We start from the raw sequence: 26,557 nt of genomic DNA, 5'->3' as shown, positions 1-26,557 counted from the left end.
AAAATGGCTGTTTCGGTAGCGGTGCAGCTGGAGGCCTTCGATGTGGGCGCGGAGTATGCGCGGTTGCGCGAGGGGAATACCCGCGACGGCGCCGCGGCGATGTTTGTGGGTTCGGTGCGCGATTTTAACCTGGGTACCGGCGTCAGCCGCCTGGAGCTGGAACACTACCCGGGCATGACCGAACGGGTGCTCGGAGATATCGCCGAACAGGCGCGCCAGCGCTGGCAGCTCGGCCGGGTGTGCATCGTGCACCGGATCGGCCCGTTGGACCCCGGCGAGGATATCGTCTTTGTGGGGGCCACCGCGGAACACCGCCAGGCGGCACTGGACGCCTGTGCCTTTATCATGGACTGGTTGAAGAGCCGCGCCCCTTTCTGGAAAAAAGAGAGAGGTCCGGGCGGCGAACGCTGGGTGGAGGCGCGGGAAAGTGACCAAGAGGCACTGGAAAAGTGGTAAAAAACCTGTTCTTCGGAATTTTTTGCTGCCTGTTTCTGCTGTCTTGCAGTGAGCCGCCGCAGGCAAAACTGCGTATCGCCACCGCTTCCAATTTCCGCCCGGCACTGGAAATCCTGCGGGTGGATTTCGAGAAGAGTTGCCACTGCCGGTTGGAGATCGCCAGCGGCGCCACCGGTATGCTGTACAGCCAGATCCGTGAGGGCGCACCCTACGATATTTTTCTCGCTGCCGACAGCGAGCGGCCGCGCCTGCTGCAGCGCGACGGTCTGATAGCACCGGGCAGCTACCGCACCTATGCCCGGGGCCGGCTGGCGCTGTGGATCGAGCGCAGCCTGCTGCGCACCGAGAGCGGGGCGGATCTCCCGGGGTTCGTGCCCGCGGCGCAGATTGCGCCGCCCCATTTGGCCCTGCTGCTGGAAAACTGGCGAAGCAAAGTAGTGATTGCCGATCCCCAACTGGCCCCCTACGGAGATGCCGCCGTGCGGCTGCTGCGCCGGCTGAAGCTGTGGCGCCACCTGCGCGGACAGATGGTTTACGCCGCCAATGTGGGGCACGCGCAAATACTTCTGCGGGAGGGGCACGCGCAGCTGGGACTGATTCCAATGAGCCTGGCGCTGGCCTCCGGAAAGGGGGGTGACTATATGGCAATTCCGGAGGATCTCTATCCGCCCCTGGAACAGCGGATGGTGATATTGAAAAGCAGCCGCAACAAAGCGCTGGCACAGCAATTCGCCGACTACCTGCTGGCCCCGAAAACCCAGCAGCGTCTGGGGGAACTGGGTTATTTTTCGGCGGCCGGCGCCCCGGTGGCCGGCACTCCGGTGGCCGGCACTCCGGTGGCCGGCACTCCGGCGGCCGGCGCTCCGGTGGCTGGAACATGAATCTCTCCGCGACAGACTGGCAGGCGCTTCTGCTGACCCTCAAGCTGGCGGGGGTGACCACTCTGTTGCTGGCATTGCTGGGTATTCCTCTCTCCTGGTGGCTCGCCAACCGTCGCGGACGGCTGCGCCCATTGCTGGAAGTGGTGCTTTCGTTGCCCCTGGTGTTGCCGCCGACGGTACTGGGCTTTTACCTGCTGTTGCTTCTGTCCCCCAACCAGCCGCTGGGCGCGCTCTGGCAACAGCTGTTTAACCGGCCGCTGGTGTTTTCCTTCCCCGGTCTGGTGGCGGCCTCCATGCTCTACTCGCTGCCGTTTATGGTGCAACCGCTGCTGGCCGCCTTCGACCAGCGCGCGCTGCCCCTGGCCCAGGCGGCCGCGGGGCTGGGCATGCCGCCCCTGGCGCGCCTGCGCTCTGTGGTACTGCCGGCTTGCCGCTCGGCACTGGTGGTGGCGCTGTCCATGACCTTTGCCCACACCCTGGGAGAGTTCGGCGTGGTGCTGATGATCGGCGGCGCGATTCCCGGAGAGACCCAGGTAGTCTCCGTAGCGCTTTACCAGCATGTAGAGAATCTCGATTACGGCGGCGCCCACCGCCTGGCACTGGTGCTGTTGCTGCTCTCCGTTCTGCTGTTATTGCTGGGTCGTTACTGGGGTGGGCGCCTCTCCGGTGTACTGCTGCCCAGCCGGAAATCGTCTGTGGAAAGCGCGCTGGAGGCGAGGCCGTGACTACGTTATTGAGCGAGGTTGCGATAAAAGCGGCACTGGCGAAGGGCACCGAAGGTCTGGTCGTCGACGGCCTGTGTACCGGGGTGCACACAACACCTGTCGATTTGCAATTGCCGGTGTCCGGGGTGATTGGGGTTTGTGGTCCCTCCGGTGCCGGCAAGAGTGCGCTGCTCTCAGCGCTGGCGGGGCTGATGCCGGCCCGGGGCTCTGTCTCCTGGTGCGGTCAGCGTTGGCAGGGCCGGCGTTTCTCCCTGCCGATGCACCGGAGATCGTTGTCCCTGGGTTTTCAGGAGGCGCGGCTGTTCGCCAATCTTACGGTCGCCCAGAACCTGCAGTTGGCAGAGCGCTACTGCCGACGCCCGTTGCAGGAGCCGGAGCGGGAGGCGCTGCTGGATGCTCTGGCCCTGAAGCCGCTGCTGTCGCGCCCTGTGGAGCAACTGTCCGGGGGGGAGGCACAGCGGGTGGCGCTGTTGCGCCAGTTGCTGAACAACGCTCCAGTGCAGTTTTTTGACGAACCATTATCCGCGGTGGATATGCCATTGCGTATTCAGCGTATCGTCCCCGCTCTGAAAAAGTTCTGGCGTGACAATCCGGCGCTGGTTTTATGGGTAAGTCACGATGCTGATGAGTTGCAACTGCTTGCGGAGCATTTTGTGCACGTGACTGAAGGGAGAGTGACCGTTGCAGAAAAACCACCGGCGTCTCTCCACAGCGAAAATCCCCTTTCGGCTGCCCTTAGCCATTTGACGTTGCGGGTGCGTGAATTCCTGCCGGAGCATCAGCTGCTGGTTCTCGACCTGGAGGGCGAAGTTCTCTACGCCGATCGTGCCCGCGGGCGCTACCGCGCCGGGGAGACTGTGCGTGCGATGCTTTCCGCAGCGGATATCAGCCTCTCCGTCGGCCGGCCGTCACCGAGCAGCCTGCTCAACTGCCTGCCGGTGACCCTGGTGGACAGCCGCCCCCTGGACGACGGCCGCGTGCGTCTGCACCTGGACTGTGATGGTCGGAAACTGTGGGCGGAAATCTCCAAATATTCCTACAAAAAGTTACAGTTGAAACCTGGGCAATCACTTTTTGCACAGTTCAAGGCGGGGAGTTTGCAGGGGTTGTAGAGGAAGTTAGTGTGTAGCGGCGGTCCTCCAATAGCATACCGTTGTTCTTTGAGCATCGATCGCGATGCGAAGACCTCAGATCCCATAACTTGTACTACATGTTATAGGTCCTACTAATTGCCGTTATTAATGAATTTGCTTTTCATCTTCTTCGAGGGCGTTTACACTCTCGCCGATCTGGTCTGACCAATTATTTTGAGGGTAGTAATAACAGGGAATAGTTTAATTTGTAACTAAATGACGGTTATTGGAGGGAGCATAGCGGTGATTATAGCGATACCAAAAGAATCCGTGGCGGGTGAAGCACGAGTGGCCGCCACGCCGGAATCTGTGGGGCGCCTGCGCAGCCTGGGTTTTTCCGTGGCGATGGAAAAGGGGGCCGGTGCCCCGGCCAGTTTTACCGACGAGGCCTACCGCGAGGCCGGTGCGGAAATCCGTGACGATATTAAAAGCTGCCTGGATGGGGCGGGCCTGGTACTCAAGGTACAGGCACCCACCGACAGCGAGCTGGAACTGATCCCCTCAGGGGCGACCCTGGTGGCCTTTCTCAAACCGGCGCAAAGTCCCGAACTGCTGGAAAAACTGGCCGGAAAAAATATCAACGCACTGGCTGTGGAATCCGTGCCGCGCATTTCCCGCGCGCAGAAAATGGATGCTCTCAGCTCCATGGCGAATATTGCCGGTTACCGCGCGGTGATCGAGGCTGCGCACAATTTCGGGCGCTTCTTTACCGGGCAGATTACCGCTGCGGGCAAGATACCGCCGGCCAAGGTGCTGGTGATCGGCGCCGGCGTGGCCGGACTCTCCGCCATCGGTACGGCCAAAAGCATGGGCGCCATAGTGCGCGCTTTTGATACCCGTGCTGAGGTGCGCGAACAGGTAGAGTCCATGGGAGCGGAATTCCTCACTATTGAAATCGAGGAGGAGGGCTCCGGTACTGGCGGTTACGCCAAGGAAATGTCCGAGGAATTTATTGCCGCGGAAATGGCCCTGTTCCGCGAGCAGGCCAAAGAGGTGGATATCGTTATTACCACCGCGCTGATTCCCGGCAAACCCGCGCCCAAGTTGTGGCTGGCCGACATGGTGGACAGCATGGCCGAGGGCTCGGTGGTTGTGGACCTGGCGGCGGAAAACGGCGGCAACTGTGATTACACGGTAAGCGGTGAAAAGGTGGAAAAAAGTGGTGTGACCATTATCGGTTACACCAACTTGCCCAGCCGTGCGGCCACCCAGTCCTCCAGCCTCTATGCGACCAACCTGGTTCACCTGCTGAGCGAGCTCACCCCGGAAAAAGACGGTGAGATCGTCATCGATTTCGACGACGAAGTGATCCGCGGTGCGACTGTGGTGAAGGAGGGTGAGGTTACCTGGCCGCCGCCCCCGCCCAAGGTTTCCGCGGCGCCGCAACAAAAACCCGAGCCGGCGGCTCAGGTGCAAGCGGAGAAAAAACCTGAAAAGAAAAAATCGCCCCTGTCGTTGCTGGTTTTCTGGCTGGTGGCGGGCGGTCTGCTGCTGACTCTCGGACGGGTGGCGCCGGCAGAATTCGTATCCCATTTCACCGTATTTGTTCTGGCGGTGTTCGTCGGCTGGCAGGTGATCTGGAATGTAACTCACGCGCTGCACACGCCGCTGATGAGTGTCACCAACGCCATTTCCGGCATTATTGTGGTGGGCGCACTGTTGCAGGTGGGAGGCTCTGGCTCAGGCCTGGTGACCCTGCTCGCATTCGTCGCGGTACTGGTGGCAAGCATCAATATTTTCGGTGGCTTCTTCGTGACCTACCGTATGCTGAAAATGTTTCGTCGCTAAGGAAAAAGGAGAAAGACAATGAACGGTATGATTTCCATGGCTTATCTCTTTTCCGCGGTGATGTTTATTTTGAGCCTCGGAGGATTGTCCAGCCACGAGACCGCGCGCCGCGGCAATATCTACGGCATGGTCGGTATGGCGGTGGCGATTATCGCAACCATTGCCGCTATCGTTTCCGGCGCCTATTGGATGGTGGCGCTGGCGATGGTAGTGGGTGCGGTGATCGGTCTGTCGCTGGCGCGGCGGGTAGAGATGACGCAGATGCCGCAGTTGGTGGCACTGCTGCACAGCTTTGTGGGCCTGGCGGCGGTGCTGATTGGCTGGGGCGGTTTTCTCGATCCCCGGGTACAGCTCACCGGTGCCGAACATATTGTGCACAATACCGAAATTTATCTGGGGGTATTCATTGGTGCGATCACCCTCACCGGTTCTCTGGTTGCCTTCGGTAAATTGCAAGGGCTGGTTTCCAGCAGACCGCTGACCCTGCCCGCGCGGCACTGGCTCAACCTGTTGGCGCTGGTGGCGACCGTGGTACTGGGCGCGCTGTTTGTGCCGGCGGACCTCTCCGCGGGCACGGTAACCAACCTGCTGATCATGACCGGCATCGCCCTGCTACTGGGCATTCACCTTATCGCCGCCATCGGCGGTGCCGATATGCCGGTGGTGATTTCCATGCTCAACAGCTACTCCGGCTGGGCCGCTGCGGCCACCGGCTTTATGCTGGGCAATGACCTGCTGATCGTGGTGGGCGCGCTGGTGGGTTCCTCCGGTGCCATCCTCAGCTACATCATGTGTCGCGGTATGAACCGCTCCTTTGTCAGCGTGATTCTCGGCGGCTTCGGCTCCGACGGCAGCGCGGAAGTGGAGGGAGATATCGACGGCGAGGTGCGCGAAACCTCCATCGACGAACTGGCGGACGACCTGAAGGCGGCCGACAGCATCGTGATTACCCCCGGCTTCGGTATGGCTGTGGCCCACGCCCAGCAGGCGGTGAGCGACATCACCGACAAGTTGCGCAAAGCGGGCAAGACCGTGCGCTTTGGCATCCACCCGGTGGCCGGCCGCCTGCCCGGGCACATGAACGTGCTGCTCGCAGAGGCCAATGTGCCCTACGACATAGTGCTGGAGATGGACGAAATCAACGGCGATTTTCCCGATACCGACCTGGTGCTGGTGATCGGCGCCAACGACACCGTCAACCCGGATGCGGTTGAAAAGCCCGGCTCCCCCATCGCCGGCATGCCGGTGCTGGAAGTGTGGAAAGCGGGCAAGGTGGTGGTGCTGAAACGTTCCATGGCCTCAGGCTATGCCGGCGTAGCCAACCCGCTCTTCTACAAGGAGAACGCGCGGATGCTGTTTGGTGATGCCAAGGACAGTTTGCAGGCGGTGTTGGGTAAATTGACAGGTTAGGTCTATCGTCCGGCGGTGGAGGGAATGGTAATCTTGGAGGCTTCAATAAGTACAAGGAGCCCCGAATCATGGAAGTTACCTTCCACCGCTTGAGTCTGTCGACTTTTTTTGCCCTGAGTGCCTCTGTCCTCGCCGCCTGTGGCAGTGGCAGTGGCAGCAGTAATGAAACCACCACCCTTAGTGGCAATAACCCCCCAGTGGGTTGGCAGTCGGGTGTCTTTCAGAGTGCGGACACTTTCGCCACCCGATGCGCCTCGCCGCGCTCCGGTACCGATCCCAGCACCGATAAACCCTATCTGGATGTGGCGGGCTCGGTGCTCGACGAAAACAACTGGCTGCGCTCCTGGAGCCACAATACCTATCTCTGGTACGACGAAATCGAGGACCGCGACCCGGCCGGTTACGTCGATCCCACCAAATATTTTGAGGTGCTTAAAACCGACGGCTTAAGTCCCACGGGTGCAGCGAAAGACAACTTCCATTTCTGGATGCCCACGGACGAGTGGAACCAGCAGTCGCAGTCCGGGGTTTCGGTGGGCTACGGCTTCCACTGGGCGATCGTCCAGTCCACTGCGCCGGGACGGGAGATATTGGCTGCCTACAGCGATAGGGAAAGCAGTTGGCCGGAGGGGATCTCCCGCGGCGCCAAGGTGCTGGCGGTGGACGGTGTGGACGCGGTCAACGCCGACGACCAGGCCAGCGTGGACGTCCTCAACGCCGCTTTCTTTCCCTCGGAGAGTGGCGAAACCCACGAGTTCCAGGTCGAGTATCTGGATGGCACCACCGCTACCGTTACCTTGACCGCGAGTGCCGTTACCTCGGAACCGGTGCAGAATGTGAATGTTTTCGAGACCTCCGGGGGAGAGCGAGTCGGCTATATGCTGTTCAACGACCATATCGCCACTGCAGAGAAAGGGCTGGTCGATGCGGTCAACGAACTGAAAACGGGCGGCGATATCCAGGAACTGGTACTGGACCTGCGCTACAACGGCGGCGGCTATCTGGCGATTGCCAGCCAACTGGCCTATATGATTGCCGGTGGTGAGGCCACTGCCGGAAAGACTTTCGAGCAGTTGGAGTTCAATGATCAGCATCCCACCCGAGACCCGGTCACCGGCGAGCCGCTGGACCCTATACCCTTTATCGATGTTACGGTCGGTCTGTCGTCGATGTCGGAAAACCAACCGCTGCCCACCCTGAACCTGGACCGTGTCTTCGTGCTTACCAGCCCAAACACCTGCTCCGCCAGCGAGGCGATTATCAACAGCCTGCGCGGTGTGGACATAGAGGTGGTGCAGATAGGTGCGGGGACCTGCGGCAAGCCCTACGGCTTCTATCCCACCGACAATTGCGGCACCACCTATTTCACCATCCAATTCCGCGGCGTAAACGACAAGGGCTTCGGCGATTACTCCGACGGCTTTATGCCCAACAGCAACTTCGACGATGGACAAGCCGTGGTGCGCGGCTGTGAGGTGGGAGATGATTTCAGTCGCCCCCTCGGTGATACCGGCGAGGGGCGTTTGGCCACAGCGCTAAACTATATCGAGGAGGGGAGCTGCGGCAGTTTCTCGGCCAGCAGCTTTTCCACCGAAGCGGCATTTGGAACTCGTCTCTCCGCCAGTGACGGCCGCATTGCCAAATCCGCCTGGCGGCAGAATCGCATTATGCTGATGAGCAGGTGATGGTATGAAAGCGATAAATATGACCTTGTCCATGGCCGCTCTGGCCCTGCTTGTCGCCTGCAATTCGCAGCCGGCCCGGGGTGGGGAGAAGCCGGCTTTGATCGCCGGGGCTACGCTCGAAAGCCGTGCCGAACTTCAGCGTCTGGTCAGTGAGGCGCTGCATGGCGCTCCGGTGACCCTGGCAGAGGATGCATTCACCCGCGAGAGCACCCTGATCATTGAGCGTAATCCACCGCAGAACCTGCAGCAGCGTCCCCTTCAAGGGCGCGATATGGACCGACCAAAGAAGTTCCGATTGCTGCTCAGCGGCGAGCGCTGCTGGCTGGAGCGGGAGTCCGACGGTGAGCGCTGGGAGCTTCTGCAGGCGAAGTGCGTGCCCGCCGGCGGTTAGAGGCTTACCCGCCACCCTATCCATTGTAGGAGCGGCCGTTGGCCGCGATCGGTCTTGCTTACGTAGCGCAGGCTGATCGCGGCCAACGGCCGCTCCTACATAGGATAAGGAGGGTCACCGCAACAGATTGGAAAGCCTGGCGTCAGGTTTCTCCGCGGCACGGTAGATCAGCGCTATCTTGCCGATCTCCTGCACCAGCTCGGCGCCGCTCTTCTCACACAGTTCGCCGATCACCCGATGGCGCAGCTCCCGGTCGGTCACCGCCAGTTTCACCTTGATCAGCTCATGGTCCTCCAGCGCCCGGTTCAGCTCCTCCAGTACGCCTTCGGTCAGCCCCTTGCCGGCAACGGTGACCACGGGTTTGAGGTTGTGGCCCAGGGTGCGTAGGGCTTTTTTGCGGTCGGCGGTTAAAGGCATACAATACTCCATCCTTATTTAAGCGTTGTATTGTAATGGGCCGATCCAAGAGCAGCCACCGCTGGCTGCGCGAGCATTTCAATGACCAGTACGTCAAGCAGTCACAGAAGGAGGGCTACCGCTCCCGTGCCAGCTATAAACTGCTGGAACTGCAGCAGAAAGACCGACTGATCAAGCCGGGTATGATGGTGGTGGATCTGGGGGCGGCGCCGGGGGGCTGGTCCCAGGTGGCGGCGGAGCTGGTGGGTCACAAGGGGCGGGTGCTGGCTTCGGATATCCTCCCGATGGACCCGATCGCCGGGGTGGAGTTCGTGCAGGGCGACTTTACCGAGGAATCGGTGCTGAACCAGCTGCTGGAGCGGCTGGGCGGGGACCGGGCGGACCTTGTGATTTCCGATATGGCCCCCAATATGAGTGGAGTGCGGGACGTGGACCAGCCCGCGTCCATGTACCTGGTGGAACTGGCCGTGGATATGGCCCGGCAGGTGCTGAAGCCCGGTGGCGGCTTTGTCGCCAAAGTGTTTCAGGGCGAGGGCTTCGACCAGTTGATTCGCGATCTGCGCGCCAGCTACGCCAGTGTGGTGACCCGCAAGCCTGGCGCCTCCAGGCCTCGCTCACGGGAGGTCTATGTAGTGGCGCGGGGTTTCAAAGGCTAGTAGTCCTGTCGGACTTAGGCGTTGTTTGGGTAGTGTCGACAGACGAGACTTTCGGTTATTTCTGACCTCAGCCCCCGATATGGTATAAGGGCTTCGCGAACCCTCTCGCCAGGGGCGGGCGCGGAGATACAGAGTCGCATGCCTATAATGGTGTGAATGCAATTGAACCGGCGTTGGTGGACCTTTGCTCCCGCGGGTCCCGCAGGCCGCCACCGGCGGCGGCCAGAGAGCTGGATAAACGAAGGCAAGAGGGCGATCCTTTTGAACGATATGGCAAAGAATCTCGTACTGTGGTTGATTATCGCGGCGGTGCTGCTGATGGTCTTCCAGAACTTCAAGCCGCAGTCGCGGGATGAGTCCCTCAGCTATTCCGACTTTGTGCAGGATGTGCAGGCCGGACAGGTCAAGAGCGTGGTGGTGGACGGCCTGGTGATTACCGGCGAAAAGGCCGATGGCAACCGCTTCAAGACCATCCAGCCGCAGATTATCGACGACGAACTCACCAACGAACTGGTGCGCAGCAATGTGCAGTTCGTGGGCCGCGAGCCGGAGTCTCCCAGCATCTGGCAGCAGCTGCTGGTGGCCAGCTTTCCGATCCTGATCATTATCGCCGTCTTCATGTTCTTTATGCGTCAGATGCAAGGGGGCGCCGGCGGCCGTTCCGGGCCCATGGCGTTCGGCAAAAGCAAGGCGCGCCTGCTGGGCGAAGACCAGATCAAGACCACTTTCGCCGATGTGGCGGGCGTGGACGAAGCCAAAGAGGATGTGCAGGAACTGGTTGAATTCCTGCGCGACCCGTCCAAGTTCCAGCGCTTGGGCGGCAATATCCCCCGAGGTGTGCTGATGGCGGGCCCTCCCGGGACCGGCAAGACGCTGCTCGCCAAAGCCATCGCCGGCGAAGCCAAGGTACCTTTCTTCTCTATCTCCGGCTCCGACTTCGTGGAGATGTTCGTGGGTGTGGGCGCCTCGCGGGTTCGGGATATGTTCGAGCAGGCCAAGAAGCAAGCTCCCTGCATCATCTTTATCGACGAGATCGACGCCGTGGGCCGCCACCGGGGTGCCGGCGTGGGCGGCGGGCACGACGAGCGGGAACAGACCCTGAACCAACTGCTGGTGGAAATGGACGGCTTCGAAGGCAACGAGGGCGTAATCGTCATCGCCGCTACCAACCGCCCGGATGTTCTCGACCACGCGCTGCTGCGCCCGGGCCGCTTCGACCGCCAGGTATTCGTCGGTCTGCCGGATATCCGCGGCCGGGAGCAGATCCTCAAGGTGCATATGCGCAAGGTACCGGTGGACGACAAGGTGTCCGCGCAGACCATCGCCCGCGGCACTCCCGGCTTCTCCGGTGCCGACCTGGCCAACCTGGTGAACGAGGCCGCGCTGTTTGCCGCGCGGGCCAACCGTCGCACTGTGACCATGGACGAGTTCGAGCGCGCCCGCGACAAGATCATGATGGGCGCTGAGCGCAAATCCATGGTGATGAGCGAGAAGGAAAAGACCAACACCGCCTACCACGAGGCCGGTCACGCGATTATCGGCCGGCTGGTACCGGAGCACGACCCGGTGCACAAGGTCACCATCATCCCCCGCGGCCGGGCCCTGGGCGTCACCCAGTTCCTGCCCGAGGAGGACAAGTACAGCATTTCCAAGCGCGCCATCGAATCCCAGCTGTGCTCCCTGTTCGGCGGGCGCATCGCCGAGGAGATGACCCTGGGGGTGGACGGTGTGACCACCGGCGCCTCCAATGATATCGAGCGGGCTACCGAACTGGCGCGCAATATGGTCACCAAGTGGGGCCTTTCGGAGAAGCTCGGCCCGCTGCACTACGGCGAGGACGAGAGGGGCCAGCCCGGCGCCGGCAACCCTGTATCCGGCAAGACCACCTATGAGATCGAGGCCGAGGTACGCCGCATTATCGACAGTTGCTACGAGCGGGCGAGCCAGCTTCTGGAAGAGAACCGGGATATCCTCGAGGCGATGAAAGATGCGCTGATGGAATATGAGACCCTCGACGCCGAGCAGGTGAGCGACCTGATGGCGCGGCGCAAGGTGCGCCCGCCGAGGGATTGGCACGACAACAACCTCGGCGGTGGCAGCGGCCCGGCGGAGGACACAGACAAGAGTCCCGCCGCCGACGACAAGGGCAACCCGGTGGGTGGTCCCCTCTCCGGACACTGACCAATAAATGATGAATGCGGAATGCTGAATGCGGAATGGGATAATCCACTCCGCATTCAGCGTTCCGTTTTTTGTATCTGCTTATGAAAATAACTTGCGGCAAACACACCCTGGACCTCACCCGCCATGTCGTCATGGGTATTCTCAACACCACCCCCGATTCATTCTCCGATGGCGGCACCTACTATGCCGGCGGCGCCCTGGATACGGATCTGGCGCTCAGGCGCGCGGAGCAGATGGTGCGCGAGGGCGCGGCGATCGTCGACGTGGGTGGCGAGTCCACCCGCCCCGGCGCCGCGCCAGTCAGCGAAGCGGAGGAACTGGAGCGGGTAGTGCCGGTGGTGGAGGCCATCGGCGCCGAGTTGGATGTTGTGATCTCCGTGGATACCAGCTCCCCCGAGGTAATCCGCGAATCCGCGGCGGTCGGGGCCGGACTGATCAACGACGTGCGCGCCCTGGAGCGCCCCGACGCCCTGGAGGCGGCGGCGGCCACCGGATTGCCGGTGTGCCTGATGCATATGCGCGGCCAGCCGGGCAGTATGCAGAGAGATCCGCACTACAGTGATGTGGTGGCGGAAGTGGCCGCTTACCTGCGCGAACGCCAGAGAGCCTGCGAGGCGGCGGGCATTGCCAGGCAGCGGCTGATATTTGACCCCGGTTTCGGCTTCGGCAAGACCGATGAACACAATCTGGTCCTGTTGCGGAACCTGTCCGAACTGGCGCCATCGGATATCCCGTTGCTGGTGGGGTTGTCGCGCAAGTCGATGATCGGCCGCCTGCTGGACCGGGAGGTGGATCAGCGCCTCCCCGGCAGCCTGGCCCTGGCTATGCTCGCCGCCCAGCGCGGCGCGCGGATACTGAGAGTGCACGATGTGGCGGCCACGGTGGATGTGTTGCGGATGCAGCGGCTGGTAGATAACCCGCAATAATCTTCGGGACTCGGGACTCGGGACTCGGGACTCGGGACTCGGGACTCGGGACTCGGGACTCGGGACTCGGGACTCGGGACTCCAGCTCACCGTGGCATATCCTGCTCCCCTCTCCCGCTTGCGGGAGAGGGGTTGGGGGAGAGGGGCGGGCCATGGCCCGCTGTAGGGAATAAAGAAGACGGAAGAGAAGTAATTGATGACGAGACGATATTTTGGCACCGACGGCATCCGCGGCAAAGTGGGTGAGGGAGTCATCACTCCGGAATTTATGCTGCGCCTCGGCTACGCCGCCGGCAAGGTCCTGGGGGTGCAGAAGGGCGGTGGCCGCTCGCGCATCCTGATCGGCAAGGATACCCGCGTGTCCGGCTATATGTTCGAGGCCGCGCTGGAGGCGGGCCTGATTAGTGCCGGCGTCGACGTGGGACTGCTGGGCCCCATGCCCACCCCCGCCATCGCCTACCTGACCCGTACTTTCCATGCCCAGGCAGGCATCGTGATCTCCGCCTCCCACAACCCCTACCAGGACAATGGTATCAAGTTCTTCAGCGCCGAGGGCGGCAAGCTGCCGGACAGTGTAGAGCAGGATATCGAGGCGGCGCTGGAACTCCCGATGACCACCTCCGCGGACCTGGGCAAAGCCTGGCGGATCGACGATGCCGTCGGCCGCTACATCGAATTCTGCAAGGCCTCCACTCCCTGGGGCTTCTCCCTGGAGGGGATCAGTCTGGTCCTGGATTGCGGCAACGGCGCCACCTATCATATCGCCCCCAAGGTGTTCCGCGAGTTGGGGGCCGAGGTTTCCTCCATCGGTGTCAGCCCGGACGGGGTCAACATCAACCTGGATTGCGGTTCCACCAAACCGCAGCAGCTGCAGAAGGCGGTGCTGGAACAGGGCGCCGACCTGGGTATCGCCTTCGATGGCGACGGCGACCGGGTACTGTTTGTGGACAGGAACGGCGAACTGGTGGACGGCGACCAGTTGTTGTTCACCATTGCCATGCACCGCCAGCAATTCCTGGGCGGCTGCAACGGTGTGGTGGGTACCCAAATGAGCAATTACGGATTCGAACTGGCGCTCAGGGAGCGGCAGATCCCTTTCGCCCGCGCGAAAGTGGGTGACCGCTATGTGCTGGAGAGGATGCGCGCCAACGGCTGGGCCCTGGGCGGCGAATCTTCCGGACACATTATCTGCGCCGACGCCACCACTACCGGTGACGGCATCGTTTCCGCGCTACAGGTATTGCGCGCGATACGCGATTTTGATGAACCCTTGCACCAGCTCAAGGGGCGCATGAAAATGCTGCCCCAGCACATGATCAATGTACGCTTGGCGAGCCGCGACGGTGTGCTCGAACACCCGGATGTGACCGCTGCCGTTGCCTCTGTGGAAGGGGAACTGGCGAGCCGTGGTCGCGTACTGCTGCGCCCCTCCGGTACCGAACCCCTGATTCGCGTCATGGTGGAGGGGGAGGACGCCGCTCAGGTGGAGCAACTGGCCGCGCAGATCGCCACGGTGGTGGAGCGGGCAGGTGGTAAATGAATGATGAGTGCGAATTCGTCTTCTTGCAGAACTGAGTTATACCGCGCATTCATCATTTACATCCCCCGCCAATGCCGCTAAGATTTGCGCCCCTTGGAAGGAGCACTTATGCGTACGCCGCTGGTAGCAGCCAACTGGAAAATGAACGGCAGCCGCGAGTTCGCCGAGCAGTTTTTCAAGGGCCTCGACCTGGAAGGGGTCGGTGCCCAGGTGGCTATCTGTCCTCCTTTCCCCTACCTGTCGCTGCTGGCGGAGAAGGCGGGAGAGCGGGTCGCAACAGGAGCGCAAAACCTCAGTGAGCAGCCCAGCGGCGCCTTCACCGGGGAGGTCTCCGCGTCCATGCTGGAGGATTGGGGTGTCCGCTATGTTATCGTGGGACACTCGGAGCGACGCTCCCTCTACGGAGAGAGCAGTGAGCTGGTGGCGCGCAAGTTCAGCGCCGCCCGGTCCGCGGGCCTGATTCCGATTCTCTGTGTGGGCGAGTCCCAGGAAGAGCGGGAGCAGGAGCGCACGCTGGATGTGATCGATGCGCAGCTGCAGGCGGTTGTCTCGATCAACGGCGGCGACTGCTGGGAAAATGCCGTGGTCGCCTACGAGCCGGTCTGGGCCATAGGTACCGGAATGACAGCCACTCCGGAACAGGCGCAGGAAGTCCACCGGTTTATTCGCAACCGTCTGGGCGAGGCCGGGGCCAAAGTGCAAATACTCTATGGCGGCAGCGTCAAGAGCGGCAATGCCGCAGCGCTTTTTGCCCAGGCGGATATCGACGGCGCACTGGTGGGGGGAGCCTCACTGGATGCGGAAGAATTCTCAAAGATCTGCCGCGCCGCACAATGAGGCCGCAGCGGAAACAGAATTTTGAACAACAGGGTTGATAGAACCCGGGGAAAACAGGTTTCCTGTCAATGGAAAAATTGGTTTTAGTCGTACACGTCCTGACCGCGCTCAGCATTGTCGGTCTGATTCTGCTGCAGCAGGGCAAGGGCGCGGAAGTGGGAGCCTCCTTCGGAGGAGGAGCCTCGGGCACGGTATTCGGCAGCGCGGGTAGTGGCAACTTCTTTTCCCGCCTGACTGCCGTTATGGCCACCGTATTCTTTGTGACCAGCTTCGGTCTCGCTATACTGGCGCGGCAGAGCGCGGACGCCAATATCGAGGAAGGCCTGCCGGAGATTCCCGCGGTGGTGGAGCAGCCCGGCGACGTGCCGGAAGTGACCACGCCGGAGGCCGGTGCTGATATCCCCCAGTTGGACGCCCAGCCGGCGGATGAAGTGCCGAGTGCCGAGGAGGCTCCGGCCGCTGAAGAGGAGGCCCCCGAGGCCGACGAGCAGCAGTAACAGTTTTTTTGCCCAGGTGGTGGAATTGGTAGACACGCTATCTTGAGGGGGTAGTGAGCATAGCTCGTGCGGGTTCAAGTCCCGCCCTGGGCACCATCTTGAAAAGCCGGCTCTGAGAGCCGGCTTTTTTTGTGCTGGGCTACAACAGAGCACAAATTTGCCTTTGGGTCGTTGGCTGCGCTCTGCGCAGCGACGACTCTGTCTTATCAGTGGAAGACTGAGCCGGTAGCGCATTCCGTCCCCGCAAAGTGGGATTTTCTTCTTTCGCTATCCTAAACAGCTTCACATCTTTGGAAGTTTGTTCCCTCCAATTGCGCACACCATCACCTTTTAAGGTTGCAGCAGATGCCATGCTGCTGCAGCTAACACGGCTGAATAAAATCCCGCGACAAGTTTTTTTTCTCGGGCGGGGAACAATTCAGCGCGCTGGATCGCGTAAGATTTGACCTGCCTCACATTTGGCTGTGCCCCGATTGCAATACAATCCCGCAGGCAGCGATGTGGATCAAAAGCCTTTTTTATACACCCCGAAGCGGCTATTGGGGCAAGGGCGTTCATTGTTAGAGGTAGGGTCAGAGGTAGGCAATATGTGTAGAATTCTACAAATAACAATACTGATGCTGCTGGCGTCTGTCTGTTTCGCCCAGAGTGTGAGCCGCGACGAGATCCGCGGGCTCGATGAACAGATTCAGGACGTCAAAAAAGATGTGATCGACCTCACTGCGGAGCTGGCGCAGTTGGAAGAGAAATTGCTCTTCCCCTCCAATACCCAGGCTTCCTTCTTTGTCTCCCTGGCGGGTGATAATGCTTTCAGCCTGGAAGCTGTGGAACTCAAATTGAACAACGAAATTGTCGCCCACCACCTGTATACCTTTCGGGAAATCGAAGCGTTGCAGAAAGGCGGTGTACAGCGTATTTACACCGGCAATGTACAGACCGGCAACCACCCACTGGAGGTGAGCTTTATCGGCAAGTCGGCGTCAGGGAAGGAGTATCGGGCCAGTGCTAATTACACTGTAGACAAGGAAGTGGGGCCCAAATTTGTCGAAATCAAAATTGCCGGGGCCGAGTCCGCGATCAATTTCAAGGACTGGTAAACAATGCTGCCGCGTCTGGTTTCGACTCCGCTCGGCGTCGCGCTGTCTTCGCTGTGCACGTTTTCCTTTGCGTTGGGGATATCCTCCGCAGCAGCCGCTCCTGTGCGCGAGAAGGAAAACCTCCGGGATCTGTTTTTCGGGCAGGCGCTATTCCAGGCCTATCAGGAAAATTACTTCGATGCCATTGTCTCCCTGGACACCGAGCTGAACCAGTACCGCCGGCTGGATGAGCCGGAACTGGACCCTTTTACCACCCACTACGGTCAGGCGGAGTTCTCCGTCGGTGACCTGGAACTCTCCTACCGCATGCACCGCGAGGCCGGCCGCGCAATCGAAGCGGTGCTGAAGGGCAATGTGCCCCAGCCGGTGCGCAACGAAGCGGCCTATCGGCTGGCGAAAATCCAGTACCACAAACAGCAGCCGCAAAATGCCCTGCACGCCCTGGAGATGATCGAGGGGCGGGTTCCCGAGCGCGTGCGTGCGGAAGAGCGCTTCCTGCGCGCGCGGGTGTATATGGAGCTGGGCCGTTTCGAGGAAGCCGTGGAGCTATTGAAGGACCTGAAGGGCGAGTCCTCCCTGGCAGGCTTCGTGGAGTACAACCTGGGCATCGCGCAGATGAAAGCGGGCCAGGAGGAGCGGGGTGTCCTTGAACTCACCGCGCTGGGCAAGACCGGCAGCTCCGATCCGGCCAGGCAGGCACTGTCGGACAAGACCAACCTGCTGCTCGGTTATCACCTGATGGAGACGGGCGAGCTGGAACTGGCCAGGCCCTATTTCGACCGGGTGCACCTGGAGGGGCCTTTTTCCAATAAGGCGCTGCTGGGGGCCGGCTGGGTCGAGGCCCGGGCCGGCCGTTTTGATCGCGCACTGGTGCCGTGGAAGTTGCTGCAGGATCGCCAGGCTACCAATGAAGCTGTGCAGGAGGCGCTGCTCGCCGTGCCCTATGCCTACGGCAAGCTGGACGTGCACAGTACAGCGGCAATCAACTACGGACGCGCGCTGGAAACCTTCAGCCATGAAATCGATGTGTTGAGCAACTCCATCATCAGTATTCGCGAGGGCAAATTCCTTGAGGCGCTGCGCCGCAAGGAGGCGGACCAGGTGCAGAACTGGGTAGTGGCCCTGCGCAATCTGCCCGGTGCACCGGAAACCCATTACCTGCTGGATCTGATGGCGTCCAACGACTACCAGGAATTCCTGCGCAATTACCACGATCTCAACGACCTGTTCGAGCGCAACGAGAGCTGGCTCGGCAGCCTGACCGCTTACGAGGATATTATCGAGCTGCGTCGCTCCTACTACGAGCCGCTGCTACCGGGTATCGACGACAAGTTCCGCGAGCTGGATGCGCGCATCAAGCTGCGCATTGAACAGCGGGATAAGTTTGCCAGCCGCATCGAACAGATGCTGGTCAGCCGCCGCCCGGAATATCTCGCATTCGCCGATGAGCAGGAGGCGCGCCTGAAGCTCGCGCGTATGCGCGAAATACTCGCCCGCGGTCCCCGGCACTACAGCGAGGAAGCTGAGGCGCGTATCGCGCGCCTGGAAGGTGTTCTCGAGTGGCGCTTGTCCACCGAGTACGACCAGCGTCTTACGGAAGCCTACAAGCACCTGCAGCAACTCAATGAAGAAATTAAAAAACTGCAGGTGGTGTATCACTCCTTTGTGCGCAGCCGCCAGGCGGCGACCCACAGCTATACGGGCTATAACGACACCATCGCACAGCTGCGCAGCCGCCTGAAAATGGCACAGACGAAGCTGGAAATCCTGATGGCGCGCCAGGGCACCATGCTGGAAGCCCTCGCCGTCAACGAACTGGACCGCCGCCGCGCGCAACTGGAGAGCTACCAGATCAAAGCCCGCTTCGCCCTGGCGGACAGCTACGACCGCGCCAACGAATTGCAGGAACAGCGCCTCGACCAAAGGAAGATCGAACAGCACCGCAGCTCCCAGCCGGAAGCCCTACCGCAGGACAACCCGCCGGAACTGGAAGCGTCCACCGAAGAGGGGGACGACGCGTGAAACTGCCATTGTCCCTCTCTGTAGGAGCGGCGGGGCGGCCATCCGCCGCTGGCCGCGAACACTCTTTCCGGCTGGCAAAAACCTATCGCGGCCAGCGGCCGCTCCTACAGTACGTCACTCTGGTATCGGTGACTGTGCTGCTGAACGCCTGCGCGACTAACAGCGGCAAGACCATCGCCAGCCTCAAGAAAGTCGATATCGAAATCAAGGAACAGCATATCGACGGCAGCTTGGAAAAAGCTTTGGCCAGCTACCAGAAATATCTGCAGGAAACTCCGGAAACCGCGTTGACGCCGGAGGCCATGCGGCGTATCGCCGACCTGAAAATCAAGCAGGCCCACCGCGCGGAAGATGCGGTGATCGACAATGCCGTCACCGCGGCAAACAGCAGCGGTGCGGTGGTTTCCATTGATGCCGAGGCGGCGGACAGCAACGACCAACGTCTCGACGCCCCCAGCCGTATCGACGCCCCGGTAGGTACAGCCCCACCCGCCGCCTCCGGCAGCATTGCCAGCCGCGGGGGTGAGTCCGACCGCGCATTCGAAGAGCGCGCCAGCGCCGGTGTGGATATCGCTGCCGATGACAGCCCGCTGGCCGTGCCCGGTGGCGATTCCGATTCGGTCCTTTCTGCCAATGCGCGCGAGGCGATCGCGCTGTACAAAGACCTGCTGGCGAAGTACCCGTTATACGACCGCAACGACCAGGTGATGTACCAGTTGTCCCGCGCCTACGAAGAGACCGGGGAAATAGACAACGCGGTGGACGTGTTGCACCAGATGGTGGCCAAATACCCCAACTCCCGGCATATCGACGAGGCCTATTTCCGCCTGGGCGAATATTACTTTATCCGCAAGAAATATCTGGACGCCGAGGAATCCTACGGCAAGGTGATCGGAATCGGCGTCGCCTCAAGTTTCTACGAGCTTGCGCTGTACAAGCGCGGCTGGTCCCTGTTCAAGCAGGACATGTACGAGCTGGCACTCGACGACTACGTCGCCATGCTCGACCACAAAGTGTCCCAAGGCTACGACTTCGAACAGCAGACCAACGATGTCGAGCGCAAGCATATCGAAGACACCTTCCGCGTAATCAGCCTGAGTTTCTCTTACTTGGGCGGGGCGGATTCCATCGTGGACTACTTCTCGCGCAAGGGCGCGCGGGACTACGAATCCTATGTCTACAGTCACCTGGGTGAGTATTACCTGGACAAGCGCCGCTACCAGGACGCGGCCGAATCCTACAACGCCTTCGTGGACCGCAACCCGCTGCACAAGGTCGCACCGGATTTCTCCATCCGCGTGATCGAAATTTACCAGAAGGGCGGCTTCCCCAAGCTGGTACTGGATGCGAAAAAAGACTTCGCTACCACTTACGCGCTGAACGCTCAGTACTGGACCGTATTCGATATTGCGGAATACAGCGAAGCGGTGGAATTCCTGCAGGGTAACCTGATCGACCTGGCCGGCCACTACCATGCCGCCTACCAGGATAAGCGCCTCAAGGACCAGAAAGCGGAGCACTACAAGGAAGCCATTCACTGGTACCGTGCCTACCTGCAGTCGTTCAGCGACAAACCGCGTGCGCCGGAAATCAATTACCAGATGGCCGGTCTGATGCTGGAAAACCGCGACTTCCACAACGCCGCCCTGGAATACGAGCGCACCGCCTACGATTACCCGGCGCACAAGGATTCCAGCGAGGCCGGCTACGCCGCGGTCTACGCCTACCGGGAACACCTGGGCACCGCACTCAAGGACGCGGGCGTGCCGAAGCGCGCGCCCTTCCAGCGTGAAATTATTCGCTCGTCACTGAAATTCGCCGACACCTTCCCGCAGCACGCCAAGGCGCCGCAGGTGATGGTGGGCGCGGTGGAAGATCTCTACAGCCTCAAGGATTTCCCGCAGACCATCCAGAACGGTCGTCTGTTGCTGGAGAAATTCCCCACCGCAGAAACGGAAATCCGCCGTTCTGCCTGGATGCTGGTGGCCCACGCCTCTTTCGATACCGAAGCTTTTGTGGAGGCGGAAGCCGCCTACGGCGAGGCACTGGTTCTCACTGCAGTGGACGCCGAGGACCGCGCAGGCCTGATCGACAACTTGGCGGCATCCATTTACCAGCAGGGCGACCAGGCGCGCAAACAGGAAGATCACGCCCTGGCCGCGCAGCACTTCCTGCGCATCCGACAGGCGGCGCCAGGCGCCTCGGTGCTGGCTACTGCGGAATACGACGCGGCGGCATCGCTGATTGTTCTGAAGGACTGGACCCAGGCGGCGTCGGTACTCAATGGTTTCCGCCAGCATTTCCCCGAGCACGAGTTGACCAGGGAAGTCACCAAAAAACTTGCCGTGGTTTACCAGGAGAGCGGAGAGCTACTGTTGGCCGCAGCTGAATTCGAGCGTATCGAGCGGGAGTCGGAAGACGAAGATGTGCGCCGCGAAGCGCTTACCCAGGCGGCGGACCTGTACAGCGCGGCCAAAGACAGCGAAAAGGCCCTGCGCGTGCTGCGCCGCTATGTAAAACTTTTCCCCGCGCCTATGGAGCCGGCACTGGAGACCCGGCAGAAAATTGCCGGCCTGTATAAAGCCGCCGGCGATCAGCAGAGCTATATGGGCGAGCTGCGGGAAATGGTGCGCATCGAGGGCCGCGGTGGCGAGGAGCGCAATGACCGCACCCGCTACCTGGCCGGCAACGCCGCGCTGGTACTGGCGGAACCCGAATACGAGGCCTTTACCCAGGTGCGTTTGGTCGCACCGATCGAACAGAACCTGAACACAAAGCGCATACGTATGAAGCGCGCTATCAGCGCCTATACCGACCTGATCGATTACCAGGTGGCCGATGTCACTGCGGCCGCCACCTATTACCTGGCGGAGATCTACTTCCATTTCAGCCGCGCGCTGAAAGACTCCGAGCGGCCCACAAATCTCAGCCCGCTGGAGCTGGAGGAGTACGAGCTGGCGCTGGAAGACCAGATCTACCCGTTCGAGGAGAAAGCCATCTCGGTGCACGAGAAAAATGTCGAGCTGTTGGGTATGGGTATCTACAATGCCTGGGTGGAAAAGAGCATCGGCAAGCTGGCCGGCCTGGTGCCGGCGCGCTACGCCAGGGCCGAGGATGCTGGCCAGTTTTTGCAGACCATAGTGCCTGTGCCTGAAGTTCCTGAGCCGGAAGAACCCAAGGGCTCCTGACAAACCGTCTTGTAGGAGCGGCCGCTCCTACAGCAGAAGAGATAGCCTATGAATTTGAAGGCCGTAAAAATAATTTTGCACAGTTTCGCCGCACTGTCTCTGGCATTGCTGCTGGCCTCCTGCGCCTCCGGCCCGCAGACCGGCAGGGTGTCCGATTACTCCTCGGTGCGGGTTTCCGGCAGTGTCAGCCGCGATTTCGAACGCTCGCTGGAGTATCTGCAGGAAGAGAACTACGCGGCGGCCATTGAACTGTTACAAGCGGTTATCGAGCGCGAACAGCGTCTGCCGGCTCCCTACATCAACCTGGGCATCGCCTACTACAAGCGCGGTGACGAAAAGCACGCGGAAGAGGCCTTTTTGAAAGCGCTGGAGCTGGACCCGCAACACCCGGTGGCCACCAATGAACTGGCGGTGCTCTACCGCAAACAGGGCCGCTTCGCCGAAGCGAAGAAGGCCTATACCAATGCGTTGGCGGAGAATCCGGACTACCTGCCGCTGATCAAGAACCTGGGTATTCTCTGCGATCTGTACCTGCAGGATTTGCAATGTGCCATGGCCCAGTTCCAGCAATACCTGCAGCACGAGCCGGATGATAAAGACGTAAGTATCTGGATGGCCGATATCAAGAGACGGGCCGGTAACTGAGGCACAAGATTATGAAAAGACTCTTTGCGTGTTTCCTGCTTCTGCTGCCCTGCCAGTTGTGGGCCGAGGAAGAAAAGAAAGTCGACAACGAGGTCAAGGAATTGTCCGGTATTTCCATTATCGGCAACAAGGAAGCTCCCAAGTCGCTGTACATCGTCCCCTGGAAGAGCTCCGAGGTGGGTGTGGAGAGCGATCTGGTGTCCAGCCTGATGGACGGCAAGATGAAACCCCTGGACAAAGAGGTCTTTATGCGCGAACTGGAGTTCTACGAGCTCAGCCTCTCCGGGGAATAAATAAACCGGGCTCCTGATGGGCACGCTTCGCTTTGCCCATCCTACGAAAGAAAAAACGTAGGTATGCAGGCACACCGGGTTAACGAGAATTTACCGCAGTATTTTTTATAAAGAGGGTTTGTAATGGACTTTTTCAACAGCGTAATCGCGTTCTTCCAGACTGGTGGTACTTTCATGTACCCCATTCTTGTGGTGGCAGCGCTGGGGGCCGCGGTGGCAGTCGAACGCTATATCCGCCTGCTTTATGAACGCCACACCAACCGCGCCATGTGGGACAAGCTGCAGCCGGTCCTGAATGCAGGGGATTTCGACCGCGCGCGCAACCTGGTCAAGCAGGATAACTCCGGCGTGAGCAAAGTGCTGGCCATGGGATTGGCCCGCCAGGGCACTGTGCGCCGCCGCGAGGATATCGAGATCGCCATGGAAGAAGAGATGATGGAGATTATTCCGCAACTGGAAAAGCGCACTCCCTATATCGCTCTCTTTTCCAATATCGCCACCCTGCTGGGTCTGCTCGGTACCATTATGGGCTTGATCGAAGCCTTTACCGCGGTAGCCAACGCCAATCCGGCGGAGAAAGCCGATCTCCTATCCGCCAGTATCTCCGTGGCCATGAATACTACCGCCTTCGGCCTAATGACCGGTATTCCTCTGCTGGTGGTGCATGCGCTGCTGAACTCCCTGACCGGCCAGATCGTCGACAGTCTGGAGATGGCTTCGGTAAAAGCTCTGAACATTATTTCCACCTCCACCCGCCGCCGCAGCGAAGTGGCTGCGGACAACGACCCGGTAGTTGCCGCCGCGCAGGCCGGGGAAGAAGCCGCTGTGCAGGAAACTGCGGCGGATAAGGCTGATGAATCCACTGGCGAAGAACAGCAGCTGGAAAAAGTGTAATGAGAAGTCGGCGTCACGCTAGAAGCAAAGAAGCTCCAGAGCTGGACATCACCGCCTTCCTCAACCTGATGGTGGTGCTGGTGCCGTTTCTGTTGGTATCGGCAGTCTTTTCCCGAGTCACCATCCTGGAGCTGAATATGCCGTCCGGCGCGGGCGGCGGTGCACCTGACGACCCCACGGTGACCGTGGAAGTGGTGGTGCGTAAAGACGTGTTGGAGATCAGCGATGGCGAAAAGGTGATCGCCCGCTTCCCCAACCTGAATGAATCCGGACAGCCGTCGGGGGAAGGCGCGGAGAGCGCTCCGATAGAAGAGGGCGAAGGTACTCCCATACTGCCCACGGAAGAAGTCTACGACCTGAAAAAACTGGCCAAATTCCTACTGGAAGTAAAAGCCAGTTATCCGGAAAAAACCGATTCAATCCTGCTAATGGAGCCGGAAGTTGCCTACGAACATCTGGTGGGAGTGATGGACGCCGTACGCGGCGCCGAAGTGCGGCAGGAGGGCAGCGACCCGAATGATCCGGAAGTGGTGGAAAGAGTGGTTCTCTTCCCGGATATATCCATAGGAGATGCGCCGTGAAACGTGAAAGCCGACGCATGAAGCGTATGGCCCGGAGCCATAAGCGCAAAACCCCGGGCATGAACCTGACATCGCTGATGGATGTATTCACCATCCTCGTGTTCTTCCTGCTCACCAACACCTCGAGCAACGAAGCGCTGGAGCCGCCCAAGGTGATCACCCTGCCGGATTCGGTGGTGGAGTCCAAGCCGCGGGAAACCGTAACACTGATGGTGACAGACGAAGAGATACTGGTCGAATCCAGATCCGTCATCGCCACCGCCGAAGTGATCGACAGCGAGGGGACGATAATCCAGGCCATCAGGGAGGCGATGATTGCGGAGATGGACAAGGCGATAACCGTCGCTGCCGCCGAAGTGAAAGAGGGCGCTGAGGATACAGGCGAAGAAGAAGCCCAACCGGAACCACCGGAGGTCAACATTCTCGCCGACAGGACCATCCCGTTCAGTCTGCTGAAGAAGGTGATGTCCAGCTGTACTGATGCGGGCTACACACGGGTCTCCCTGGCGGTTATTCAGAAAGCATCTCAAGGTTAGTAGAAGTTCGTGAGCAATTTTCAACAACAAAGGCAGGCAGTGAGCGGTGAGCTGGAGGCAGTCCGGCACCGCATCAGTGTGCTCGAAGATGAGCAGCAGCTGATCGATGCCCAGCTGGCGGAACTGCGCAAGGATGAGCCCAAGCACCAGTTGCTGGACGAAATCTCCGAGCGCCTCGGCAAGCTGGAAGAAGCCGGTGCCGGAGAGCTTTTCTGGGCAGACGACTACCGGGAAGGTGCCTCCGATGCTGTTATTCGCCGCATACAGCATACCGTCAGCGTCTATAACGACAGCCTCAACCTGCTACAGGAAAAGCGTCGGCGGGTGCTCAGCAGGATCGAGGACTGCAACGAAGAAATTTTCGAGCTGGACGACCGCGCAGAGGAACTGCGCCGGCAGGAAGAGGAAGTCCACTATGAGTTCGAAATAACCCGGGAGATGGAGTCGGAGGAATACCGGCCCATGAACATGCCCTGGCATACCCGGGGCGAGGACGAGCGGCGCTTCCGCCTCTGTCTGCTTGTTTCGCTGCTGGTGGCGCTGCTGCTGGGTTATACGGTGCCTCTCTGGCAGCTCCCGGAGAAAGAAGACGAGGTGGTGGAGATTCCCGAGCGCCTGGCCAAGCTGGTGATCGAGAAGAAAACCAAGCCCAAGCCGCCACCGGAGCCGGAAAAACCCCAGCAGAAGAAGGAAGAGAAAAAGCCCGAGCCCAAGCAGGAGGTGGCCAAGGAAGAGCCCAAGCCCAGCAAAGTGGAGAAAAAGCAGGCTCGCAAGAAAGCCGAGCGCGCTGGAGTACTGGCCTTCAAGGACAACTTCCAGGACCTGATGCAGGACGACCTGGACAACCGCCTCGGGGAGCGCACCCAGCTCAGCACCGCGGGCAAGAAGGAGAACCGCAGTCAGCGCTCGCTTATCACCGCGGCCGCCACTGCCGGCAGTGGTGGTATCAACACTGCCGAACTCAGCCGCAATGTGGGTGGAACGGGATCGTCGCTGGAAGGTGTGGCCTTCTCGCGGGTTGAAAGCTCAATCGGCACCGAGGGGGATTTCGCCGGCGAAGAGCGTCCGCTCAGCGATGGTGTGGGCCCATCCCGCACCGACGAGGAGATCCAGATCGTCTTCGACCGTTACAAGGCCTCGCTGTACAGGATCTACAACCGAGAGCTGCGCAACAACCCGGCCCTCCAGGGCAAGATGGTGCTGAAAATCACCATCGAACCGGATGGCTCGGTGTCCCTGGCGCAGGTGGAATCCAGCGATATGGACTCGCCGACCCTGAACAGCAAGATCGTGGCGAGGGTAAAGCGGTTCAACTTCGGCCCCAAAGAAGGCGTACCGACCATCACCATCCTCTACCCGATCGACTTCCTCCCCGCGGCCTAGTGCCACCCTTGGCTCCCCTCTCCCATTTATGGGAGAGGGGCTGGGGGAGAGGGCCCCCGGGAACGCCGAGCCCCAGCTCGGCAAACGGGCCGCAAGGCCCGCTATCCCAATTGCCGCTTGTACGCAAAGATGCTCTGGCTTACGTATAACCTGTCGAGGAACCCTCGAGACACAACCCCTGGTACCCCACGGTAAGGGCTGGGCGGGCAAGCTCGAAAAATTACTAAAAATGCCGGAAGACCTTTGCCTGGGTGGAGCCCCTCTAACAGGGGGCATTGAGAACTGATTGGCAATAAACGGGAAACTTTGCAGCCAACCAGCTGATCTTGAGCTGCTTCACGGTCGGGCGCTGTCCCACTGGTTAAACTCCCACGATCAAGCATGAGTCAATA

General features: G+C 60.5%; 24 protein-coding genes and 1 tRNA gene. 24 read left to right on the top strand and 1 reads right to left on the bottom strand.

What is annotated here, in order from left to right:
* The first annotated feature begins 3 nt into the window (after positions 1-3).
* The 8 genes from moaE to FHS09_RS02205 all read left to right on the top strand — a co-directional run bounded on the left by moaE (position 4) and on the right by FHS09_RS02205 (position 8,469).
* Positions 4-456 carry a molybdopterin synthase catalytic subunit MoaE gene (gene moaE, locus FHS09_RS02240; protein WP_183456285.1) on the top strand — a complete coding sequence of 151 codons (453 nt, stop codon included), beginning with the start codon at positions 4-6 and terminating at the stop codon, positions 454-456.
* Positions 450-1,337, top strand: a complete 888-nt coding sequence (gene modA, locus FHS09_RS02235) for a molybdate ABC transporter substrate-binding protein (protein ID WP_183456283.1) — start codon at positions 450-452, stop codon at positions 1,335-1,337. Before moaE ends, modA begins: the two co-directional genes overlap by 7 nt.
* Positions 1,334-2,062, top strand: coding sequence for a molybdate ABC transporter permease subunit (modB, locus tag FHS09_RS02230; protein ID WP_183456281.1), 729 nt, complete (start codon positions 1,334-1,336; stop codon positions 2,060-2,062). Before modA ends, modB begins: the two co-directional genes overlap by 4 nt.
* Entirely contained in the window at positions 2,059-3,174 is a 1,116-nt protein-coding gene (locus tag FHS09_RS02225) for an ATP-binding cassette domain-containing protein (protein WP_183456279.1), read from the top strand. Before modB ends, FHS09_RS02225 begins: the two co-directional genes overlap by 4 nt.
* A gap of 264 nt (positions 3,175-3,438) precedes the next feature.
* Complete coding sequence (locus tag FHS09_RS02220) at positions 3,439-4,983, top strand: Re/Si-specific NAD(P)(+) transhydrogenase subunit alpha (RefSeq protein WP_183456277.1); 1,545 nt, start codon at positions 3,439-3,441, stop codon at positions 4,981-4,983.
* An 18-nt stretch (positions 4,984-5,001) separates the two neighbouring features.
* Positions 5,002-6,393: a Re/Si-specific NAD(P)(+) transhydrogenase subunit beta gene (gene pntB / locus FHS09_RS02215; protein WP_183456275.1), complete on the top strand. Its 1,392-nt coding sequence runs from the start codon at positions 5,002-5,004 to the stop codon at positions 6,391-6,393.
* Between the two features lie 68 nt (positions 6,394-6,461).
* On the top strand, positions 6,462-8,078 hold the full coding sequence (locus FHS09_RS02210; RefSeq protein ID WP_183456273.1) for a S41 family peptidase: 1,617 nt from the start codon (positions 6,462-6,464) through the stop codon (positions 8,076-8,078).
* Between the two features lie 4 nt (positions 8,079-8,082).
* Positions 8,083-8,469, top strand: a complete 387-nt coding sequence (locus FHS09_RS02205) for a hypothetical protein (protein WP_183456271.1) — start codon at positions 8,083-8,085, stop codon at positions 8,467-8,469.
* A 114-nt stretch (positions 8,470-8,583) separates the two neighbouring features.
* Here FHS09_RS02205 and FHS09_RS02200 read toward each other — a convergent pair whose 3' ends face one another.
* A complete protein-coding gene (locus FHS09_RS02200; protein ID WP_183456269.1) occupies positions 8,584-8,886 on the bottom strand; it encodes a YhbY family RNA-binding protein in 303 nt (100 codons plus the stop codon).
* A gap of 35 nt (positions 8,887-8,921) precedes the next feature.
* On the opposite strand from FHS09_RS02200, the gene rlmE reads away from it, so the two are divergent.
* From rlmE to FHS09_RS02120, 16 genes are all read left to right on the top strand, one after another.
* A complete protein-coding gene (rlmE, locus tag FHS09_RS02195; protein ID WP_183456266.1) occupies positions 8,922-9,542 on the top strand; it encodes a 23S rRNA (uridine(2552)-2'-O)-methyltransferase RlmE in 621 nt (206 codons plus the stop codon).
* 270 nt (positions 9,543-9,812) lie between these two features.
* Positions 9,813-11,723 carry an ATP-dependent zinc metalloprotease FtsH gene (ftsH, locus tag FHS09_RS02190; protein WP_183456265.1) on the top strand — a complete coding sequence of 637 codons (1,911 nt, stop codon included), beginning with the start codon at positions 9,813-9,815 and terminating at the stop codon, positions 11,721-11,723.
* Positions 11,724-11,806: 83 nt separating this feature from the next.
* A complete protein-coding gene (folP, locus tag FHS09_RS02185) occupies positions 11,807-12,652 on the top strand; it encodes a dihydropteroate synthase (protein WP_183456263.1) in 846 nt (281 codons plus the stop codon).
* A 196-nt stretch (positions 12,653-12,848) separates the two neighbouring features.
* On the top strand, positions 12,849-14,192 hold the full coding sequence (glmM, locus tag FHS09_RS02180) for a phosphoglucosamine mutase (RefSeq protein WP_183456261.1): 1,344 nt from the start codon (positions 12,849-12,851) through the stop codon (positions 14,190-14,192).
* Between the two features lie 108 nt (positions 14,193-14,300).
* Positions 14,301-15,029 (top strand): triose-phosphate isomerase, encoded by a 729-nt coding sequence (gene tpiA / locus FHS09_RS02175; RefSeq protein ID WP_183456259.1) that lies wholly within the window; start codon positions 14,301-14,303, stop codon positions 15,027-15,029.
* 68 nt (positions 15,030-15,097) lie between these two features.
* Complete coding sequence (gene secG, locus FHS09_RS02170) at positions 15,098-15,526, top strand: preprotein translocase subunit SecG (protein ID WP_183456257.1); 429 nt, start codon at positions 15,098-15,100, stop codon at positions 15,524-15,526.
* A gap of 10 nt (positions 15,527-15,536) precedes the next feature.
* Positions 15,537-15,622, top strand: a tRNA-Leu gene (locus FHS09_RS02165).
* Positions 15,623-16,113: 491 nt separating this feature from the next.
* Entirely contained in the window at positions 16,114-16,623 is a 510-nt protein-coding gene (locus FHS09_RS02160; protein WP_183456255.1) for a hypothetical protein, read from the top strand.
* 102 nt (positions 16,624-16,725) lie between these two features.
* Positions 16,726-18,645, top strand: a complete 1,920-nt coding sequence (locus tag FHS09_RS02155) for a tetratricopeptide repeat protein (RefSeq protein ID WP_343057381.1) — start codon at positions 16,726-16,728, stop codon at positions 18,643-18,645.
* Positions 18,642-21,833: a tetratricopeptide repeat protein gene (locus tag FHS09_RS02150; RefSeq protein ID WP_343057380.1), complete on the top strand. Its 3,192-nt coding sequence runs from the start codon at positions 18,642-18,644 to the stop codon at positions 21,831-21,833. The genes FHS09_RS02155 and FHS09_RS02150 overlap by 4 nt, the downstream gene beginning before the upstream one ends.
* Before the next feature lie 48 nt (positions 21,834-21,881).
* Entirely contained in the window at positions 21,882-22,478 is a 597-nt protein-coding gene (locus FHS09_RS02145) for a tetratricopeptide repeat protein (protein ID WP_183456251.1), read from the top strand.
* Between the two features lie 11 nt (positions 22,479-22,489).
* Positions 22,490-22,771, top strand: coding sequence for a hypothetical protein (locus tag FHS09_RS02140; RefSeq protein WP_246394327.1), 282 nt, complete (start codon positions 22,490-22,492; stop codon positions 22,769-22,771).
* A gap of 123 nt (positions 22,772-22,894) precedes the next feature.
* A complete protein-coding gene (locus FHS09_RS02135) occupies positions 22,895-23,665 on the top strand; it encodes a MotA/TolQ/ExbB proton channel family protein (RefSeq protein WP_183456249.1) in 771 nt (256 codons plus the stop codon).
* Positions 23,665-24,246: an ExbD/TolR family protein gene (locus FHS09_RS02130; protein WP_183456247.1), complete on the top strand. Its 582-nt coding sequence runs from the start codon at positions 23,665-23,667 to the stop codon at positions 24,244-24,246. Before FHS09_RS02135 ends, FHS09_RS02130 begins: the two co-directional genes overlap by 1 nt.
* A complete protein-coding gene (locus tag FHS09_RS02125) occupies positions 24,243-24,782 on the top strand; it encodes an ExbD/TolR family protein (RefSeq protein WP_343057379.1) in 540 nt (179 codons plus the stop codon). The genes FHS09_RS02130 and FHS09_RS02125 overlap by 4 nt, the downstream gene beginning before the upstream one ends.
* A 9-nt stretch (positions 24,783-24,791) precedes the next feature.
* Entirely contained in the window at positions 24,792-26,165 is a 1,374-nt protein-coding gene (locus tag FHS09_RS02120; RefSeq protein WP_183456245.1) for an AgmX/PglI C-terminal domain-containing protein, read from the top strand.
* Positions 26,166-26,557 lie beyond the last annotated feature (392 nt).

The sequence above is a fragment of the Microbulbifer rhizosphaerae genome (assembly GCF_014191725.1).
Taxonomy (GTDB): Bacteria; Pseudomonadota; Gammaproteobacteria; order Pseudomonadales; family Cellvibrionaceae; genus Microbulbifer; species Microbulbifer rhizosphaerae.
This window is presented reverse-complemented; position numbering and strand designations above follow the sequence as displayed.

Bases quoted from the DNA above. Each gene is read 5' to 3' on its own strand.
- FHS09_RS02160 (WP_183456255.1), top strand. From the start codon at position 16,114: ATGTGTAGAATTCTACAAATAACAATACTGATGCTGCTGGCGTCTGTC.
- FHS09_RS02135 (WP_183456249.1), top strand. From the start codon at position 22,895: ATGGACTTTTTCAACAGCGTAATCGCGTTCTTCCAGACTGGTGGTACT.
- pntB (WP_183456275.1), top strand. From the start codon at position 5,002: ATGAACGGTATGATTTCCATGGCTTATCTCTTTTCCGCGGTGATGTTT.
- rlmE (WP_183456266.1), top strand. From the start codon at position 8,922: ATGGGCCGATCCAAGAGCAGCCACCGCTGGCTGCGCGAGCATTTCAAT.
- FHS09_RS02205 (WP_183456271.1), top strand. From the start codon at position 8,083: ATGAAAGCGATAAATATGACCTTGTCCATGGCCGCTCTGGCCCTGCTT.
- glmM (WP_183456261.1), top strand. From the start codon at position 12,849: ATGACGAGACGATATTTTGGCACCGACGGCATCCGCGGCAAAGTGGGT.
- FHS09_RS02130 (WP_183456247.1), top strand. From the start codon at position 23,665: ATGAGAAGTCGGCGTCACGCTAGAAGCAAAGAAGCTCCAGAGCTGGAC.
- FHS09_RS02200 (WP_183456269.1), bottom strand. From the start codon at position 8,886: ATGCCTTTAACCGCCGACCGCAAAAAAGCCCTACGCACCCTGGGCCAC.
- FHS09_RS02140 (WP_246394327.1), top strand. From the start codon at position 22,490: ATGAAAAGACTCTTTGCGTGTTTCCTGCTTCTGCTGCCCTGCCAGTTG.
- FHS09_RS02210 (WP_183456273.1), top strand. From the start codon at position 6,462: ATGGAAGTTACCTTCCACCGCTTGAGTCTGTCGACTTTTTTTGCCCTG.
- secG (WP_183456257.1), top strand. From the start codon at position 15,098: ATGGAAAAATTGGTTTTAGTCGTACACGTCCTGACCGCGCTCAGCATT.
- folP (WP_183456263.1), top strand. From the start codon at position 11,807: ATGAAAATAACTTGCGGCAAACACACCCTGGACCTCACCCGCCATGTC.
- modB (WP_183456281.1), top strand. From the start codon at position 1,334: ATGAATCTCTCCGCGACAGACTGGCAGGCGCTTCTGCTGACCCTCAAG.
- moaE (WP_183456285.1), top strand. From the start codon at position 4: ATGGCTGTTTCGGTAGCGGTGCAGCTGGAGGCCTTCGATGTGGGCGCG.
- tpiA (WP_183456259.1), top strand. From the start codon at position 14,301: ATGCGTACGCCGCTGGTAGCAGCCAACTGGAAAATGAACGGCAGCCGC.
- ftsH (WP_183456265.1), top strand. From the start codon at position 9,813: ATGGCAAAGAATCTCGTACTGTGGTTGATTATCGCGGCGGTGCTGCTG.
- FHS09_RS02145 (WP_183456251.1), top strand. From the start codon at position 21,882: ATGAATTTGAAGGCCGTAAAAATAATTTTGCACAGTTTCGCCGCACTG.